This is a genomic window from Actinotalea subterranea (assembly GCF_008364845.1).
Classification (GTDB): Bacteria; Actinomycetota; Actinomycetes; order Actinomycetales; family Cellulomonadaceae; genus Actinotalea; species Actinotalea subterranea.
Genome location: NZ_VTTP01000013.1, coordinates 1 through 15,874 on the forward strand (window position 1 = coordinate 1; position 15,874 = coordinate 15,874).

Annotated in this window: 16 protein-coding genes; 8 read left to right on the forward strand and 8 right to left on the reverse strand. The window is 72.2% G+C overall.

The genetic code is table 11. The features are described from left to right. The first annotated feature begins 47 nt into the window (after positions 1-47). The 6 genes from FZ988_RS16670 (at position 48) to FZ988_RS16695 (ending at position 6,925) form a co-directional block, all read left to right on the forward strand. Entirely contained in the window at positions 48-1,400 is a 1,353-nt protein-coding gene (locus FZ988_RS16670) for an ABC transporter substrate-binding protein (protein ID WP_149205172.1), read from the forward strand. A 55-nt stretch (positions 1,401-1,455) separates the two neighbouring features. Then, the gene (locus FZ988_RS16675) at positions 1,456-2,340 is read left to right on the forward strand and encodes a carbohydrate ABC transporter permease (protein WP_149205173.1); all 885 of its coding nucleotides are present in this window, start codon (positions 1,456-1,458) and stop codon (positions 2,338-2,340) included. 32 nt (positions 2,341-2,372) lie between these two features. Further along, positions 2,373-3,224, forward strand: a complete 852-nt coding sequence (locus tag FZ988_RS16680) for a carbohydrate ABC transporter permease (protein ID WP_246169579.1) — start codon at positions 2,373-2,375, stop codon at positions 3,222-3,224. A gap of 51 nt (positions 3,225-3,275) precedes the next feature. Beyond that, a complete protein-coding gene (locus tag FZ988_RS16685) occupies positions 3,276-4,295 on the forward strand; it encodes a LacI family DNA-binding transcriptional regulator (RefSeq protein ID WP_149205175.1) in 1,020 nt (339 codons plus the stop codon). 281 nt (positions 4,296-4,576) lie between these two features. Continuing rightward, positions 4,577-6,166, forward strand: a complete 1,590-nt coding sequence (locus FZ988_RS16690) for a beta-1,3-glucanase family protein (protein WP_149205176.1) — start codon at positions 4,577-4,579, stop codon at positions 6,164-6,166. 165 nt (positions 6,167-6,331) lie between these two features. Next, positions 6,332-6,925, forward strand: a complete 594-nt coding sequence (locus tag FZ988_RS16695; protein ID WP_246169580.1) for a hypothetical protein — start codon at positions 6,332-6,334, stop codon at positions 6,923-6,925. Positions 6,926-7,020: 95 nt separating this feature from the next. Here FZ988_RS16695 and FZ988_RS16700 read toward each other — a convergent pair whose 3' ends face one another. Beyond that, positions 7,021-7,485, reverse strand: coding sequence for a MarR family winged helix-turn-helix transcriptional regulator (locus FZ988_RS16700; RefSeq protein WP_149205177.1), 465 nt, complete (start codon positions 7,483-7,485; stop codon positions 7,021-7,023). Positions 7,486-7,542: 57 nt separating this feature from the next. Between FZ988_RS16700 and FZ988_RS16705 the strand changes: the two genes are divergently transcribed. After that, positions 7,543-7,914, forward strand: a complete 372-nt coding sequence (locus FZ988_RS16705) for a VOC family protein (protein ID WP_149205178.1) — start codon at positions 7,543-7,545, stop codon at positions 7,912-7,914. 46 nt (positions 7,915-7,960) lie between these two features. Here FZ988_RS16705 and FZ988_RS16710 read toward each other — a convergent pair whose 3' ends face one another. The 5 genes from FZ988_RS16710 to FZ988_RS16730 all read right to left on the reverse strand — a co-directional run bounded on the left by FZ988_RS16710 (position 7,961) and on the right by FZ988_RS16730 (position 13,248). Then, positions 7,961-9,352, reverse strand: coding sequence for a ferric reductase-like transmembrane domain-containing protein (locus FZ988_RS16710; RefSeq protein WP_149205179.1), 1,392 nt, complete (start codon positions 9,350-9,352; stop codon positions 7,961-7,963). Between the two features lie 87 nt (positions 9,353-9,439). Further along, positions 9,440-10,117 carry a response regulator gene (locus FZ988_RS16715; RefSeq protein WP_149205180.1) on the reverse strand — a complete coding sequence of 226 codons (678 nt, stop codon included), beginning with the start codon at positions 10,115-10,117 and terminating at the stop codon, positions 9,440-9,442. Next, the gene (locus FZ988_RS16720) at positions 10,114-11,361 is read right to left on the reverse strand and encodes a sensor histidine kinase (protein WP_149205181.1); all 1,248 of its coding nucleotides are present in this window, start codon (positions 11,359-11,361) and stop codon (positions 10,114-10,116) included. The genes FZ988_RS16715 and FZ988_RS16720 overlap by 4 nt, the downstream gene beginning before the upstream one ends. A 40-nt stretch (positions 11,362-11,401) precedes the next feature. Continuing rightward, complete coding sequence (locus FZ988_RS16725; protein WP_149205182.1) at positions 11,402-12,286, reverse strand: ABC transporter permease; 885 nt, start codon at positions 12,284-12,286, stop codon at positions 11,402-11,404. Next, positions 12,286-13,248 (reverse strand): ATP-binding cassette domain-containing protein, encoded by a 963-nt coding sequence (locus tag FZ988_RS16730; RefSeq protein WP_149205183.1) that lies wholly within the window; start codon positions 13,246-13,248, stop codon positions 12,286-12,288. The genes FZ988_RS16725 and FZ988_RS16730 overlap by 1 nt, the downstream gene beginning before the upstream one ends. Before the next feature lie 212 nt (positions 13,249-13,460). Here FZ988_RS16730 and FZ988_RS16735 point away from each other — a divergent pair, with 212 nt between their 5' ends. Then, entirely contained in the window at positions 13,461-13,949 is a 489-nt protein-coding gene (locus FZ988_RS16735) for a VanZ family protein (RefSeq protein ID WP_149205184.1), read from the forward strand. Between the two features lie 68 nt (positions 13,950-14,017). Here the strand turns inward: FZ988_RS16735 and FZ988_RS16740 are convergent, their stop codons facing one another. Beyond that, the gene (locus tag FZ988_RS16740) at positions 14,018-14,638 is read right to left on the reverse strand and encodes a response regulator (protein ID WP_149205185.1); all 621 of its coding nucleotides are present in this window, start codon (positions 14,636-14,638) and stop codon (positions 14,018-14,020) included. Continuing rightward, complete coding sequence (locus tag FZ988_RS16745) at positions 14,635-15,864, reverse strand: sensor histidine kinase (protein WP_149205186.1); 1,230 nt, start codon at positions 15,862-15,864, stop codon at positions 14,635-14,637. The genes FZ988_RS16740 and FZ988_RS16745 overlap by 4 nt, the downstream gene beginning before the upstream one ends. Between the last annotated feature and the right edge of the window lie 10 nt (positions 15,865-15,874).

Sequence of the window (15,874 nt, forward strand, 5' to 3'; positions counted from 1 at the left end):
TACTACGCTGCCCACAGCCTCACGCCAACAGCGGAGGTCTCACACCAGTGAGTCTCCGGACACGCCGGGGCGGTTCATTCCGCTCGGCAGTCGCTCTCGCGGCAGCCACTCTGACACTGGCGGCATGCACCGGCGGCTCAACGCCGGCGAGCACCGACCCCGGGGACGTGGAAGGCGACATCGTCCCGCGTCCCATCTCCTGGCTCCTCTCGCGACCCGCCGACGGGGCTGTCATCACCACCATTCAGGAGATCGCGGCGGACTACGCGCTGACGCACCCCGGCTTCGAGCTGGAGCTCATCACCACCCCGGACCGCCCGTCCTACCTTCAGAAGCTCGAGACTCTCGCTGCCGCCAACCAGCTGCCGGAGCTCTTCGACACGGACGCGACCCCGTTCGCGGCGAAGCTTCGAGACCAGGGAAAGATGGTCGACGTCGAGGCTCTCCTCACGGAGCTCGACATCTACGACGACTACCGCCCGGCCGCGCTCGAGTACCAGAGGTTCGACGACGGCAGCCTCTACCTCCTCCCGTTCGAGTTCGGCATCGAGGTGTTCTGGTACAACACCGAGCTGTTCGCCGCTGCAGGTCTCGAGGTGCCGAGCACGCTCGACGACATCGTGGACCTGTGCGGACCCCTCCGCGAGCAGGGTGTGATCCCGATCGCGATGGCTGGCGCAGACCAGTGGCCGCTCGAGCGATGGATCTCCTACTACCCGTTCCGCGCTGCCGGACCCGAGTACGTGTCGGAGCTTCGCACGGGCGAGGCGTCCATGGCCGAGGAACCGGGTGCTGCGGCCGCGAGCTGGATCTACGACCTGGGGCAGGCCGGCTGCTTCGCAGATGGCTTCTCGTCCGCCAGCTATACCGACGCTCGTGACCTGTTCACCAGTGGGCAGGCAGCTGTCTACAACATGGGTACCTGGGAACTGCCGACGATGGCCGATCCCGACCTGCCGATCGCGGACTCCATCGACTACTTCACGCTTCCCACAGTGGACGGAGCCGTGACCGCCGAGAACGAGTACGTGGCGCCGTCGGGCATCGGGGCGGCGCTCAGCTCGGCGAGCTTCGACCCGCTGGTGAAGGACTTCGTCTCGTACATGCTCCGGGAGTACCCGGCCCGCTACGCCGCCCTGGGCGCATTCGGTCCGACGCTGGGGGTGGAGGTGACTCGTCCGGCCGGCGCGACGGAGATCTTCGACAGAGCCGCTGCGGAGATGGAGAACGTCGGAGACGTGGTCGCGATGCCGTGGGACACCCAGCTCGACCCGACGTCGAACACGCGCCTCCAGCAGGAGCTCACCCTCCTCGCGCAGGGTGACACGACCCCGGAGGCGTTCATCGCGACGATGGACGCCACCATCGCAGACCACGCGCCAGGGTACTTCGGCAACTGACCCGCAATCCCGGGGCGGGGCGATGCACTCGCCCTGCCCCGGGTAGGAGACAACCATGCTGCGCCACCGATCGAAGACCGCCGTTGCCGTCTTCCTGCTACCGCCCCTGCTCACCTACGTCGTCGCGGTCCTCTTTCCCATCCTTCAGTCGCTGTTCCTCAGCTTCTTCCGCTGGGACGGGATCACCCCGATGGAGTTCGTCGGCATCGACAACTACCGCCGCATGCTGGTGGGCGACGACGTGTTCTGGCGGGCGGCGGGCCACTCGCTCGTCTACGTCGCCGTAGCCCTGTTCTTTCAGCTCGGCGTCGCCCTGTTCCTGGCAAACCTCCTGACCTACGTCAGGCGCGGCCGGGAGACGGTGAAGACCCTGTTCCTCCTTCCGGCGATCGTCTCGACGGTCGCGATCGCGCTCTTGTTCCAGCGCGTCTACTCGTTCGAGCCGGTCGGCCTGCTGAACGGCGCTCTGGACGCCATCGGGCTCGATGACCTCGCGCGCCCGTGGCTCTCCGAGCTCGACACCGTGCTGGTGTCTGTCTCCGTACCCGAAGGCTGGCGCTTCACCGGGCTATACATGCTCATTCTGTATGCGGCCATCATCGCGGTGCCGGCGGAGCTCGAAGAGGCTGCCCGTCTCGACGGCGCGAGCTCCTGGCAGGTCTTTCGGCACATCCGTTTCGCCTACATCCGCCCCGTCTGGCTCACCACGATGATCATGGCGACCACCTACAGCCTGCGTGGTTTCGACATCCCCTACCTGCTCACCAACGGCGGACCGGGGCAAGCCTCTGAGCTGCTCACGACCTACATGTACAAGACGGCATTCACGAGCACCGACTTCGGCTACGCCAGCACGATTGCTGTCTTCATCGTCGTCCAGTGCGTCGTTGCCGTCGGTGCGATCCTTGTGCTGCGCAATCGAGGAGACAAGACGGCATGACAAGCGCACTCCTGCCCCGAGCCGCGCGTCCCATGAGCACGCGAGAAGGCAATCGCCGGCTCCGGATCGCCAGGGCGTTCTCGACGATCCTGGTCCTGCTCATCGTCGCCATCCAGATCTATCCGCTCGTGTGGGTGGTCCTGGCCAGCCTCAAGACGCCGGCGGAGTTCGCCGGCGGCAACCCGTTCGCCCTGCCTCGCGAGCCCACCTTTGACAACTTCGGCCGGGCGTGGGAGATGGCCGATCTGCCGCGGTACATCGGCAACAGCTTCGTGGTCACCGTCGCATCGAACGTCTTCATCGTGCTCCTCGGCATGATGGCGGCCTATGCGATCCAGGTGCTTCGGTTCCGGTGGAGCAATGCTGTGATGGGGCTGTTCGTCGTTGGCCTGGTGGTCCCCGTTCAGGTTGCACTCGTCCCGCTCTTCATCAACTACGCGCGCGTGGGGCTGCTCGACACGTACCAGGCGATGATCGTGCCGCTCGTCGGCTTCTCGCTGCCGATCTCCGTGTACTTGTTCGCGTCGTTCTTCCAGTACGTCCCTCACGAGACCTACGAGGCGGCTTCACTCGACGGCGCCGGACCGTACCGGGTCTTCTTCAAGATCACGATGCCGCTGTCCGTCAACACGATCATCACGGTGGTCTTCGTCAACACGATCTTCATCTGGAACGACTTCATCTTCGCGAACACCTTCGTGCTGAGCGAGCAGCTGCGCACGATCCCCCTGGGGCTGCAGAACTACATGGGTGCGATGGGTTCGGTGGACTGGACGGCGACCTTCGCGGCCGTCTGCGTGACGGTCACGCCGGTACTGCTCGCCTTCCTGGCGCTTAACCGAGCGATCATCTACGGCATCGAAGGCGGTGGCAGCAAGGGATGAGGAGCTAGCCTTCGAACGCTGTGGATGAGGAAGGGCAGGAGGAGGTGCTGAGTGAGCCGTGACGCGCGCCGCGTGACCATCACGGACGTCGCTGCTCGCGCCGGCGTCTCCGTTGCCACCGTGTCCTACGTCCTCAACGACAAGCCGGGCGCCAAGATCACACCGGCGACGAGGGACCGTGTGCGGGCAGCGGCCAGTGCCCTGGGCTACCGGCCCAACGCGCTCGCCCAGGGCCTGCTCCACGGGACCTCGCGGTTCATCGGCGTGGTCGCTGACGCGATCGCGACCACGCCGTTCGCCGGGCAGCTCCTCGAGGGTGCGCAGGCTGAGGCTTGGCGCCATGGCTACCTGCTGCTGATCGCCAACACCGGCGACGACCTCCAGGTCGAACAGAACACGCTGCGTGTGATGCTCGAGCACCGAGTGGCGGGAGTCCTCTACTCGACGTACTTCCACCGCCAGGTGATCGCCCCCAGAGAGCTGGCTGAGGTACCCCACGTCCTCGCCAACTGCTACTCCGCTGACCCCCGGCAGACGGCGGTGGTGCCGGACGAGGTCGGGGGCGGCCGGTCGGCGACCCAGCTCCTCCTCGACGCGGGCCACCGACGCATCGGCTTCATCAACTCGGTCGAAGATGCTCCGGGCCCCTCGGGTCGCCTGGCTGGCTACACCGCCGCGATCAAGGACGCGGGGCTTCCGCCGGACCCCGCACTCGTCTTCGCGGCGGGGCACGATCAAGAGTCCGGCTATGTGGGCGTCCAGGTGCTGCTCGACGACCCGCAGCCACCGACAGCTCTGTTCTGCTACAACGACCGCGTTGCCATGGGCGCCTACGACGCCCTTCGCGAGCGCGGCCTGAGGGTGCCCGAGGACATCGCCGTCGTTGGCTTCGACAACCAAGAGGTCATCGCCGGCCACCTGAGGCCGACGCTGACCACGGTGGCGCTGCCCCACTACGAGATCGGCGTCCGCGCGGTCCAAGCCCTGCTGGGCGTTGCCGACGGTGGCCCGCGGCACGTCATCGAGTGTCCGGTCGTCCTGCGCGAGTCCGTGGGGACTCGCGTGGACTGACCGAGGCTGAAGGGCGGCCGACGACGTCGGGCGGGAGGGCGCTCGTGAGGCGTGCTGTCCTGACAGTCCGGCGTTCGAGCATCCGCGAAACTGATTCACCCGTTCGGCCCACACTCAATGACACGTGTCACTAGGGTGCATGACACGGCTGCGTCCTGGCGTGCGCCGCCCCGCACCGCCCGATGACGTCGTCCGGCAGCGCGCGGAGGCCCGCCCCAGGGGTGCGGGCGCCGCGCGCCCGGGCAGAGCGGCGCGCGGAGACGACATGAGGGGGAACGCACATGCATCAGCTACGGAAGTGGCTCGTCGCGCTCGTGGTGGGAGGTCTGTGCGCCATGGGCGCCGCGGCACCCGCGGCGGCGGTCGGGCCCGACCAGCTGCCGATCACGATCGCCAACCAGTCCGGGCGGGGCGAGCAGGTGTTCGTCCACGTGCTCGGCACCAACCTCGCGACCGGGCGTCTCGGCTGGGTCGACGCCGGCGGCACCTTCCACCAGTGGCCGGCGGGGCAGCTGCCGCCCTCGCCCGCACCGGAGAGCGCGATCGCGGGGCCCGCCAACGGCGGCGCGGTCACGGTGAACATCCCGCGCGGCTTCTCCGGGCGCATCTACTTCTCGTTCGGGCAGAAGCTGCCCTTCGCGCTCACGCCCGACGGCCTCGTCCAGCCCGCCCCGTGGGCTCCGGGCGACCCGACGCGGGACATGCTGTTCGACTGGAGCGAGCTCACCTACAACGACGACGGCCTGTGGCTCAACAGCTCGCAGGTCGACATGTTCGCCGTGCCGCACGCCGTGAGCGTCACCGGCGCCTCGGGCACCACCCGCACCGCCGGCGTGCTCGTCCCGAACGGTCGCCAGCAGGTCGTCGACGCGATGCGCGCCGACCCCACGTGGGCGCGCAGCGTCGTCACGCGCGCGGACGGCACCGTGCTCCGGGTGCTCGCGCCCAGCAAGGCGGCGGGCTCCGGCCTGCTCAGCACCACCTACCTGGACGCCTACATCGCCTCGGCGTGGAACAGCTTCACCACGCGCTCGCTGACCGTGCAGCCGTTCGGCGACCGCCCCGAGGTCCGCTACACGGGCCGGGTGTCCGGGACCACCATGCGGTTCACCGACCCGTCCGGCCGTGAGGTCGCGTCCTTCGCGCGGCCCTCGACCATGGACGTCTTCGCGTGCGACGGCGCCCTGCATGCACCCAACGACCAGGTCGTCGGCCCGATCGCGCGCACCCTCTGCGCGGCGCTGTTCCGCGGCACGCTCGGCACGAGCACCACCGAACCCGTGCTCGACCCCTCGCGGTACTACCGCAACGAGCCCGTCGTGAAGTACGGGCCGATCATCCACGCGGCGATGGCCGACGGCAGCGCGTACGCGTTCGCCTTCGACGACGTGGGCGCGCACGAGTCCCTCGTGGGCGACGGCAACCCGCGCAGCGCGCGCATCGACCTCACCGCCTTCTCGGGCGGCGCGGGCCCCGTGACCGGGACGGGTGCGGTCCGGTCCGGCGCGTCCGGCATGTGCGTGGACGCCGCGGGCGGGAACAGCGCCAACGGCACGGCGGTGCAGCTCTACGAGTGCAACGGGACCGCCGCGCAGAAGGTCACGTTCGGCGCGGACGGCTCCCTGCGCGTCCTGGACAAGTGCCTCGACGTCACGGACTGGGGCACCGCCAACGGCTCCAAGGTCCAGCTCTGGGACTGCAACCCCGGCCAGTCCAACCAGACGTGGGCGCGCGACGGCAACGCGTACCGCAACCCCGCGTCCGGACGCTGCCTGGACAACCCCGACGGCCTGGCCGTCAACGGTCAGCGCCTGCAGCTCTGGGACTGCTACGGCAACAGCGCCCAGTGGTGGTCGCTCCCCGGCGCCTGACGGCTTGACGTCACCGCGTCACCACCGACGCCCGGCGGCACCACCGCCGGGCGTCGGTGCGCCCATACCCCGACGCTCACCTACCGGACGGGGTGAGTGGCGGGACATGATGGCCGCGGTCGCGTGCCCGGTACGCGCCGACCCCGGCCAGTGAAGGAGGCGCCCGTGCCCGCAGTCCCGCCCGACCCCTCGGGTCCCGCGGAGCCCTCGGGCGCACCGCAGCCCGCGGACCCGGGCGTTCCCGCCGCCACCGGGCCCGCTCCCGCGCACGCAACCGGCGGCAGCATGCACGTCGTCGAGCTGCGCAAGGAGGCGGCGACGATGGCGCTCTACGTCGCCATCTCCCTGCTCGCTGCGCTGACGGCCCTGCCCGAGGACACCCGCGAGCACATCCCCATGATCGGTCTCATCTGGGGCACCACCGCCGGGCTGGCGATCGCGCACGTGTTCGCGTTCCGGGTCACCTCACGCCTCGTCGCGACGGGTCGGGTGGGCGCGAGCGATGCGCTCTCGGGTGCCGCCCAGGTGGCGGGCGCCGCGGTCGTCGCGCTGGCCGCGTCGGTCGCCGTCGGCCTCAGCCCGGAGCCCGTGGAGGGGGAGGTCCTCGGGCTCGTGCTCGCGGCGACGATCGCCCTCGTGGGCTTCGCCGTCGCCGTCGGCGGGGGTGCGACACGGCGGCGTGCGCTCGTCTACGCGGGCGGCGTCCTCGTCGTCGCCATCGGCGTGGTCCAGGTGAAGAACCAGCTCACCGGCCACTGACGCTCCGGCGTGCGCTCCCGTGCGTCGGCCAGGTCTCGGCGAGAAGCGGCCCGACGGCAGGTGGGCACCCGGGCGGGGCTGCGCCGTCGTCGGCCTCAGTCTGCGGTGGGAGTCGGTGAGACGGACAGCGCGGCGACGCACGACGCGAGGTCGTCCACGAGGCGACGCTGGGCCGCGGGGGACAGGTGGGACACCATCTGCTGCTGGATCGCCTGGACCGCGGCGCTGGCCCTGCGCAGCTGCTCGCGTCCGGTGGTGGTGAGCTCGGTGGGCAGCGCCCGGCCCTGCGGCGCGGTCGTCGGCCGGGTGACCAGGCCCCGGTCCTGCAGGCCGCGGAGCACCCCGTTCATGGACTGGCGGGTGACGAACACGCCCCGCGCCAGGTCCGCGTTGGACAGGCCCGGCCGTTGCCCGAGCAGCTCGAGGCAGGCGTACTGCGGGACCGTGAGGTCCATCGGCCGCAGCGCGGCATCCATCGCGGTGCGCAACGCCGCCGCGGCCTGCTTGAGCACGTAGCCCACGGCGTGGTCCAGGTCGCCGACCATCTCGCCTTGACTCATGTCAATATCCTGACACACAATCCAGGTGTCAACATCCTGACATCCCTGGAGGACCCCATGACCGTCACCGGACCCGACTTCCTCGCCCTGCAGGTGCGCGACCTGCAGGGTTCGGCCCAGTTCTACGAGACGCACCTCGGGCTGCGCCGCGCACCCATGAGCCCGCCCGGGGCGGTCGTGTTCGACACCGCTCCCATCGCCTTCGCCGTCCGCGAGCCGCTCCCCGGCGTCGACCTGGACGCAGCGAGCCCGCGCCCCGGGCTCGGGGTGGCCCTGTGGCTGCACGCGACCGACGCCCAGGAGCTGCACGACCGGCTCGCGGCCGCTGGTGTCGCCATCCTCGCGGCGCCGTTCGACAGCCCCTTCGGGCGGACGTTCACCCTTGGCGACCCCGACGGGTACGCCGTGACCATCCACGACCAGCCCTGAGGCCGGCCCGCCCGCCCCGCGGGGTCTGCCAGCGGAGCCCGCGGGGTCAGCGGTAGGAGAGGGCCTCGGTGCGCAGCCGCCCGCGGGGAACCCCCGCTGCGCGCAGGTCGGTGCACAGCGTCGAGACCATCGCCGGCGACCCGCAGGCCAGGACGGAGATCGCATCGGCCCTCCCGCCGGCCACGGCCACGATGTCGCCCGCGGTCAGCCGGGCGAGGCGCGTGGTGTCGTGCAGGTGGACATCCAGCCACTCGAGGCGGAGTGCGGCATCGAGCAGCTCGTCGGCGAACGGCTCCGTCTCGAAGCCGCGGCTGGACCAGATCAGGTCGACGTGGTGATCGGGGTAGTGCTCGCCCTGCGCGCGGACCCAGCTGACGAACGGCGCGATGCCGATGCCCCCGGCCAGCCACACCTGACGTGCGCCGGCGCCCTCGTGGCGGAACAGGCCGCGCACCGGGCCCAGGGACACCCGGTCGCCGGCACGGACACCCGCGACGACCCGGGCGGTGCCGGTTCCGACGGCCCGCACGGCCACCTGGAGGTCGGGCTGGTCGGGTGCGCTCGTGAGCGTGAGCGGGTGGGGCCGCTCGCCTGAGACGGGCACCCCCAGCTCGACGAACTGGCCCGCCGCGTAGCGGATCGGCCGCTCGGGAGCGATGGTGATCACCGCGACGTCCGTGCCATGGCGCTCGACCGCCACGACGGTCCCCGGCACGTCACGCACGCCGCTACGGGTGATGACCATGCGCTCGATCACGGCGTAGAGGCCGAGGGCGCAGACACCCGCGTACACGACCGCGAGCACGGGCCGCTCGCGCAGGCTCACGCTGTCGGCCACGCCGTGGGCCATCGCGACGACCAGGAACGCCGCGAGCACGCCGTGCATGGCACGCCAGCGGTCGTAGCTGCGCCGGGCGAGCCAACCGAGCGGGCCGCGCCACGAGGCGACCCGGGAGGTCGGCGTCATCAGTGCCCAGGCCGTGAGCACGACGGCGAGCGCGGTCAGCGGGTCGAGCAGCTCGGCGAAGAGGGACGCCGGCCGGCCGCCGTCCGGCACCAGGAGGACCGGGTGGACGACGCCGAGCCCGACGCCGACCGCACCGGCCACGCGGTGCCACCACAGGGCGCCCGCGACGCCGCCGAACGAGCGTTCGACACGGGCGGAGCGCGTGAGCACGAGGACGGAGGAGCTCATCAACCAGACGGACTCGACGCCGAGCAGCTCGGCGACGTGGTTCTGCTGGAGCCCGTCGCCAGGACCGACGGCCAGCCAGACCGCAGCGATCAGCACCGTGATCGCCAGATGGGTCAGGACGCCTGTGCTGGGGCGCGGGCGCCGTCGCGTCTCGGCTCTCGCCGCCTCGCCGCGGACACCGGAGCGAGGGCGGGAGGTGGGATCAGCGGGCAGGTGCGGGTCGTGGGCGGTCGGTGTCGGCATGCGTCGAGCGTCCCGAGGGGCGTCCGTCGCACGCATCGACGCTGTGCGGCAACGCCGCCCTACCGCGCTCGCGGTAGGGCGGAGCGGTCAGTCGTTCGGGCCGACCCGCACCAGGCCCGACTGGTACGCGGCGACCACGAGCTGCGCCCGGTCACGCAGGTCGAGCTTGGTCATGGACCGGTTGACGTGCGTCTTCACCGTCATCGGCGAGATGAAGAGCCGGGCGGCGATCTCGTCGTTGGTGAGCCCCTCCGCGACGAGTGCGACGATCTCGCGCTCGCGTTCGGTGAGCTGTCCGAGCTGGGCGGGCGCGCCTGCCGTGGTCACCCGGCTGGGCTGCGCCAGGAACGTCAGGATGAGGGACCGTGTGGCGGCGGGTGACAGGAGCGCCTCACCGGCTGCGACGAGCCGGATCGCGTCGAGGAGGTCGCCCGGGTCGACGCTCTTGCCGAGGAAGCCGCTCGCACCGGCGCGCAGCGCGAGGTACACGTACTCGTCGAGCTCGAACGTGGTCAGGACCAGCACCTTGACGCCGGCGAGGTCCTCGTCGGCGCTGATGCGGCGCGTGGCCTCGAGCCCGTCGAGCCCGGGCATCCGGATGTCCATGAGGACGACGTCGGCCCGCTCGCTCCTGGCGAGCGCCACCGCCTGCTCACCGTCCCCTGCCTCGCCGACGACCTCGAGGTCGTCGGCGCCGTCGACGAGCACGCGAAAGCCTGCGCGGATCAACGCCTGGTCGTCGGCGATCAGCACGCGGATGGTCATCGGTCCTCCTGGGCGAGCGGCAGGTGGGCGGCGACCCGGAAGCCGCCGTCCGCGGTGGGTCCGGTCTCCAACGAGCCGCCGGCCGCCAGGACGCGTTCGCGCATGCCGACCAGACCCAGGCCGGAGCCGGTCGCGGCGTCCCGCGGCTCCACCGACGCCGCGTCCGACGCTGTGCCGCTGGGCTCGGCCCGGTTCGGACCGGCGGGCAGGCGGGGCGGCCGGCCGTTGGTCACCTCGATGAGGGCGAGCGTGCCCTGCGACTCGACGCGCACCGCTGCGGCGGCCCCGTGCGCGTGCTTCTGGACGTTCGTGAGGGCCTCCTGCACCAGCCGGAAGGCGGCGACGTCCGCGGCAGGGGACAGCGCCGGGGGCGTCGCGGGGAGCGTGCTCTCGACGCGCGCTCCTGTCGCGCGGAACGACGTGACGAGCACGTCGAGCCCGGAGAGTCGCGGGGCAGGCGCGGTGGGCAGCGCCGCCTCGTCCTGCCGCAGGACCCCGAGCACCGACTGCAGCTCAGCCAGGACGGCGCGGGACGCGGTGCGCACGTGCGCCAGCGCCTCGCGGGCCGCCGCCGGGTCACGCTCCACCATGTGCTCGGCCACCCCGGACTGCACGCTCATCACCGCCACGTGGTGGGCGATCACGTCATGCAGCTCGCGTGCGATCCGTACGCGGTCCTCGGCGACTCGGCGGCGTGCGGTCTCCTCGCGCGACTCCTCGGCGCGGCGGGCGCGGTCCTCCAGGGCCGCCATGGTCGCGCGCCGGTTCTGCACGGCAGCTGCCACGGCAGTCGCCGTCCAGAGCAGGAGGATGACCTTGTCGTGCTCGCCCCACTCGTCGCGCCACAGCCCGGCGAGCCCGATGGTCAGCGACACGGCGACGGCCGCAGCCACCGCGCGAGCCCGCGGGGCCCGGACGGCGTACCCGTACACCGCGATGACCACGGCCGGTGTCGCCACGTAGACGTCCCAGGCGTTGAGCATCGACACCGCCGTGACCGCCGTCGTCACGGCGACCGTGACGGCAGGGTGCCGCCGCCACTGGGTGAGTGCGACCGCGGCCAGGACGGTCAGGGCGACACCCGGCGGGGTCGGCGTCAGGTCGAGGGCCCCCTCGTCACGCAGGCCATCGGGCGCGACCAGTGGGCCCACCAGGAAGAGCGCGCCGAGGGCGACGCCCAGGAGTGCGTCGGCGACCGCGGGACGACGCCGGAGCGCCTCCACGACCGACCGACGCACGTCCATGGCTGTCACCCTACGGACCGCGACGCCGCGCCAGACCGGCTCACACGTCGCGCCGGGTGAGGGCGACGACCGCGCCGCCCAGCGCCACCGCGACCCACGCGACCAGGACGAGGGCCCCCGCCCCGGCGCTGAGGACCTCCGTGCCGAAGCTCTGGACGGCGGTGAAGGCCGAGGCTGCCGAGCTGGGCAGGTACTGCAGGATCGGGTCCCAGGTGTCCGGCAGGAGCGCACCGGCGAGGGTCGGCAGGATGAGGACGCCCGCGACCACTGCCCCGACGGACCCGGCGACGCTGCGCAGCAGGATCCCCAGGCCCAGGCCGATGAGGCCGATCGCGGCGAGGTATCCCGCCATGCCGAGGACCTCGCGCAGGACGCCGTCGTCGGTCAGTGCGACGGTCGGGGCGTCCGCGCCGGCCAGGATGCCCATCCCGGCGAAGAACGCGCCGAGGACGCCGATCAGCGACGCCGCGAGCGTCGTGCCGAGGAACACGGTGGCCTTGGCGACGACCACCTGCCACCGCCGCGGGACGGCGGCGACGGTCGCCGTGATCATCCGGGAGCCGTACTCGCGGGCCCCGGCCAGGCTCCCGAGCACCCCGATGAGCAGGACGGCGAAGTTGGCGCCGGTCAGGGCGATCGCGACCGGCCCGGAGCCGCCGAAGGGTCCGTCGCCACCGCCACCGCCGCCTCCGTCCGGGTCCGCGACGGAGCCGGTGGACACCCCGGCGGCGACGGCGCCGAGGCCGACGAGGATCAGGACGACGGCGCCCAGGCCCACCCAGGTCGAGCGCAGGGTGGTGAGCTTGACCCACTCCGAGCGGATGGCCCGCCCCAGGGTCTGCGGGCGGACGGCGATGGGCTCCGTGCTGCGGGACGCAGCACGGTCGGCTGCCGCGGCAGGAGCCACGAGCGTGTCGGTGGTCATCAGGCAGCCCTCCTGGCGGCGTCGGCGTCGGCGGTGCGGGTCGGGCGCAGGTGGCTCGGGACGGCGCCGGTGTACTCGACGCTGCCCCGGGTGAGCTCGAGGTAGGCGGTCTCCAGCGACGGGGTGACCTCGGCGAGCTCGTGCAGCCGCACGCGGTGCTGGGCCGCGAGGTCGCCGATGACGTCCGCCGTCATGCCGCGGACCTCGAGCCGCCCGCCCGGTGACGCCGTCAGGGACACGTCGGGTCCGACGAGCAGCGGTGCCAGCGCGGCGGCGTCCGGCGAGGTCACGACGACGACGCCCGACGAGGCCCCGGCGATGAACGCATCCATCGAGGTGTCCGCGAGGATGCGCCCCAGGCCGATGACCAGGAGGTGCTCGGCGACCAGCTCCATCTCGCTCATCAGGTGCGAGGACAGCAGGATCGTGCGCCCTTCGGCGGCGAGGTCGGCGAGCAGGGCGCGGATCCACTGGATCCCGTCCAGGTCCAGGCCGTTGACGGGTTCGTCGAGGATGAGCACGGCAGGGTCGGCGAGCAGCGCCGCAGCGAGGCCCAGCCGCTGGCCCATGCCCAGGGAGAACGTCCCGGCGGGCTTGCCCGCGACGTCGCTCAGCCCGACGACGCCCAGAACCTCGTCGACCCGACGCGGCCCGATGCCGACCGTCGCCCCCAGGGCGAGCAGGTGGTTGCGCGCCGTCCGGCCCTTGTCGACGCTCTTGGCGTCCAGCAGCGCGCCCACCTCCGCGAGCGGAGCGGGCGCGGTGACGTAGGGCCGTCCGTTGACGAGGGCGGCGCCGGACGTCGCCCTGTCGAGGCCGACGACGACGCGCATCGTCGTGGACTTGCCCGCCCCGTTCGGGCCGAGGAACCCGGTGACGACGCCGGGGCGGATGGTGGCACTGATGTGGTCGACGGCGACCTTGTCGCCGTAGCGCTTGGTGACCTCTCGCAGCTCGATCATGGTCGTCCTCCGGTGTGTTGTCGTAGGACGACTGTCGCGAACCCGCGCCCGAGCCGTCGTCACTGTGCGGGAGCGACCTGCGCGTACCACGACCGTGGTAGGCGGCCGGGCGGGCATGCCTTCGCTCGCGACGTCCAGCCCGTGGTCACGCCGGGCCGGAGGACGGCCTGCGGCACGACGGGCACGCACCGCGCCTGGGTAGGGTCCGGTCCGTGCTCTCGACCGTCCTTGTCGAACATCCGTGGCTGACGACCGCCGCCCTCGTGGTGCTGGTCGTCGTCGGTCCCCTGGCGGGGGCGTGGCTGGTCCCGCGACCGCGCGTCACCCAGGTGCTGCTGGGGCTCTCGCTCGTGGTCGTCGCGGCGCTGACTCTCGTCCCCACGGAGCGCGAGCTCGCGGTCGGCTGCACCGTCGAGTGGGGCCTGCCGCGGCTCGGGGCGGTCGAGGCCGTGGCCAACCTGGTCATGCTCGGCCCGGTCGTCCTGCTGGCCGGCGTCCTGACCCGGCGTCCGCTCGCGATGCTGCTCGCCGGGAGCGGCCTGTCCGTGCTCATCGAGGCGGTCCAGGCGCTCGCCCCCGCGCTCGGCCGGAGCTGCTCGACCAACGACTGGCTGCAGAACACGCTCGGCGCGGTCCTCGGGGCGCTGCTGGCGGTGGTCGCGCTGCGGCTCGCACAGCGGCTCGCACAGCGACTCGCGTAGCGGCTGGACGGCGCGGCGCGACCGCGCGAGGGCTGACCCGCCCGCACCCCAGCGTCCGCGTGCGCCGGCTACCGGAGCAGCCCCCGCCGGTAGCCCTCGCCCACGGCGGCGGCGCGGTCGCGGACGTCGAGCTTGTCGTACACGTGCTGAAGGTGCGTCTTGATGCTGGCCTCACTGATGAACAGCTGCCGGGCCACCTCCCGGTTGGACGCGCCGTCGGCCACGAGCTGGAGGACCTCGAGCTCGCGGTCGCTCAGCGCCAGGCCCGTGGGTCTGCGGACCCGCCCCATGAGCTGCCCGGCCGCCGACGGCGCGAGGACGGACTCCCCGCGGTGGGCGGCGCGGACGGCGTGGATCAGCTCCTCGGGGGGCGTGTCCTTGAGCAGGTAGCCGGTCGCGCCGGCCTGCACCGCGGGCAGCACGTCGGACTCGCTGTCGAACGTGGTGAGCACGAGCACCCGGACCGAGGGTGCGACGCGGCCGAGCTCGACGATCGCCCGCACGCCGTCCATCTGCGGCATCCGCAGGTCCATGAGCACGACGTCGACGCCCAGCCGGACGGCCTCGCTCACGCCCTCGCGCCCGTCGCCCGCCTCGCCGGCCACCTCGATGTCCGGCACGTCCGCGAACGCGCCCCGCAGCCCGTTGCGGACGATGGGGTGGTCGTCGACGATCAGGACGCGGATCACGGCGCCGTCACCGGGGCCGCGGGCACCCGCACGCTGATCGCGGTGCCCTCGCCGGGCGAGCTCTCGATCTGCATCGCACCTCCCACGCTCCGGACGCGTTGCGCCATGCTGCGCAGCCCGAACCCTCGCCCCTCGTACCCGTCGCTGTCCATGTCCATGCCCCGCCCGTCGTCGCGCACGTCCAGCAGCACCTCGTCCGTCAGGTACGACAGCACGACGCCGACGCGCCCCGCCTGCGCGTGCCGTGCGACGTTGTGGAGCGCCTCCTGGGCGACGCGGAACAGCGCGACCTCGACGGCCGGGCTGAGGGGGACCGGGTCGCCGGTCACGTCGAACCCTGCCGCGGCACCGCCGTCCTGCGCCCAGCGCCGCACCAGGTCACCCAGGGCGTCGGGCAGGTGCGCCTCCTCGAGCTGGTGGGGCCGCAGCGCCTGCACCGAGCGTCGGGCCTCGGCGAGGCTCTCCCGGGCGAGACCCGTCGCCCGGTCCACGTGCTCGAGGGCCTGGTCCGGCGAGCGCCAGACCCGCTGGGCGGCCTGGAGCTGCGTGATGATGCCGGTCAGGCCCTGCGCCAGGGTGTCGTGGATCTCGCCGGCCATCCGCTGACGCTCGTCGACCACCCCCGCCTCCCGGGCCTGCGCGAGCAGCTGCGCGTGCAGGCCGGCGTTCTCCGCGAGCGTCGCCTCCAGCCGGGCGATCATCTCCTTGCGGCGTCGGTGCTGCTCGGTGGTCCGCTCGACCAGGGCGACACCGAGCCCGACGCCCGCCGTCTGGACAGCGATGACACCCGCGTAGGTCGCGATCGACGCGACGGACGGGCCCGGCACACCGATGGTCACGGTGTTGAGGACCACCGACGTGGCGAGCACCCCCGCGACGCCCACCTGCCACGGGCGCAGCACGAAGGCGTGGAAGAACCCGGTGACGGTGAAGAGCAGGAAGACCTGGTCGCGGCCCATCAAGACCGCGCTGAGGGCGAGCAGCCCCACGAAGTACGTCAGCAGCGGCAGGGTCCGCCGGCGGCGCTCCTGAGACACCCGGGTGTACGTGAGGTAGACCCAGACGGCGGCCAGCCCGGCCAGACCGAGGGTGACCGCGCGGTCGGCCCCCGTCTGGCCGGGCTGCGCGACGGCGATCACCGTCGCGACAGGGAGCGTGAGCCACGGGATCAGGCGCAGCAGCGCGACGAAGTAGTGCTCGCCGTCACGGCCCAGGTCCTCGCTCATCGTGGCTGGC

Bases quoted from the DNA above. Each gene is read 5' to 3' on its own strand.
- FZ988_RS16675 (WP_149205173.1), top strand. From the start codon at position 1,456: ATGCTGCGCCACCGATCGAAGACCGCCGTTGCCGTCTTCCTGCTACCG.
- FZ988_RS16680 (WP_246169579.1), top strand. From the start codon at position 2,373: ATGAGCACGCGAGAAGGCAATCGCCGGCTCCGGATCGCCAGGGCGTTC.
- FZ988_RS16690 (WP_149205176.1), top strand. From the start codon at position 4,577: ATGCATCAGCTACGGAAGTGGCTCGTCGCGCTCGTGGTGGGAGGTCTG.
- FZ988_RS16700 (WP_149205177.1), bottom strand. From the start codon at position 7,485: ATGAGTCAAGGCGAGATGGTCGGCGACCTGGACCACGCCGTGGGCTAC.
- FZ988_RS16705 (WP_149205178.1), top strand. From the start codon at position 7,543: ATGACCGTCACCGGACCCGACTTCCTCGCCCTGCAGGTGCGCGACCTG.
- FZ988_RS16710 (WP_149205179.1), bottom strand. From the start codon at position 9,352: ATGCCGACACCGACCGCCCACGACCCGCACCTGCCCGCTGATCCCACC.
- FZ988_RS16715 (WP_149205180.1), bottom strand. From the start codon at position 10,117: ATGACCATCCGCGTGCTGATCGCCGACGACCAGGCGTTGATCCGCGCA.
- FZ988_RS16720 (WP_149205181.1), bottom strand. From the start codon at position 11,361: ATGGACGTGCGTCGGTCGGTCGTGGAGGCGCTCCGGCGTCGTCCCGCG.
- FZ988_RS16725 (WP_149205182.1), bottom strand. From the start codon at position 12,286: ATGACCACCGACACGCTCGTGGCTCCTGCCGCGGCAGCCGACCGTGCT.
- FZ988_RS16730 (WP_149205183.1), bottom strand. From the start codon at position 13,248: ATGATCGAGCTGCGAGAGGTCACCAAGCGCTACGGCGACAAGGTCGCC.
- FZ988_RS16745 (WP_149205186.1), bottom strand. From the start codon at position 15,864: ATGAGCGAGGACCTGGGCCGTGACGGCGAGCACTACTTCGTCGCGCTG.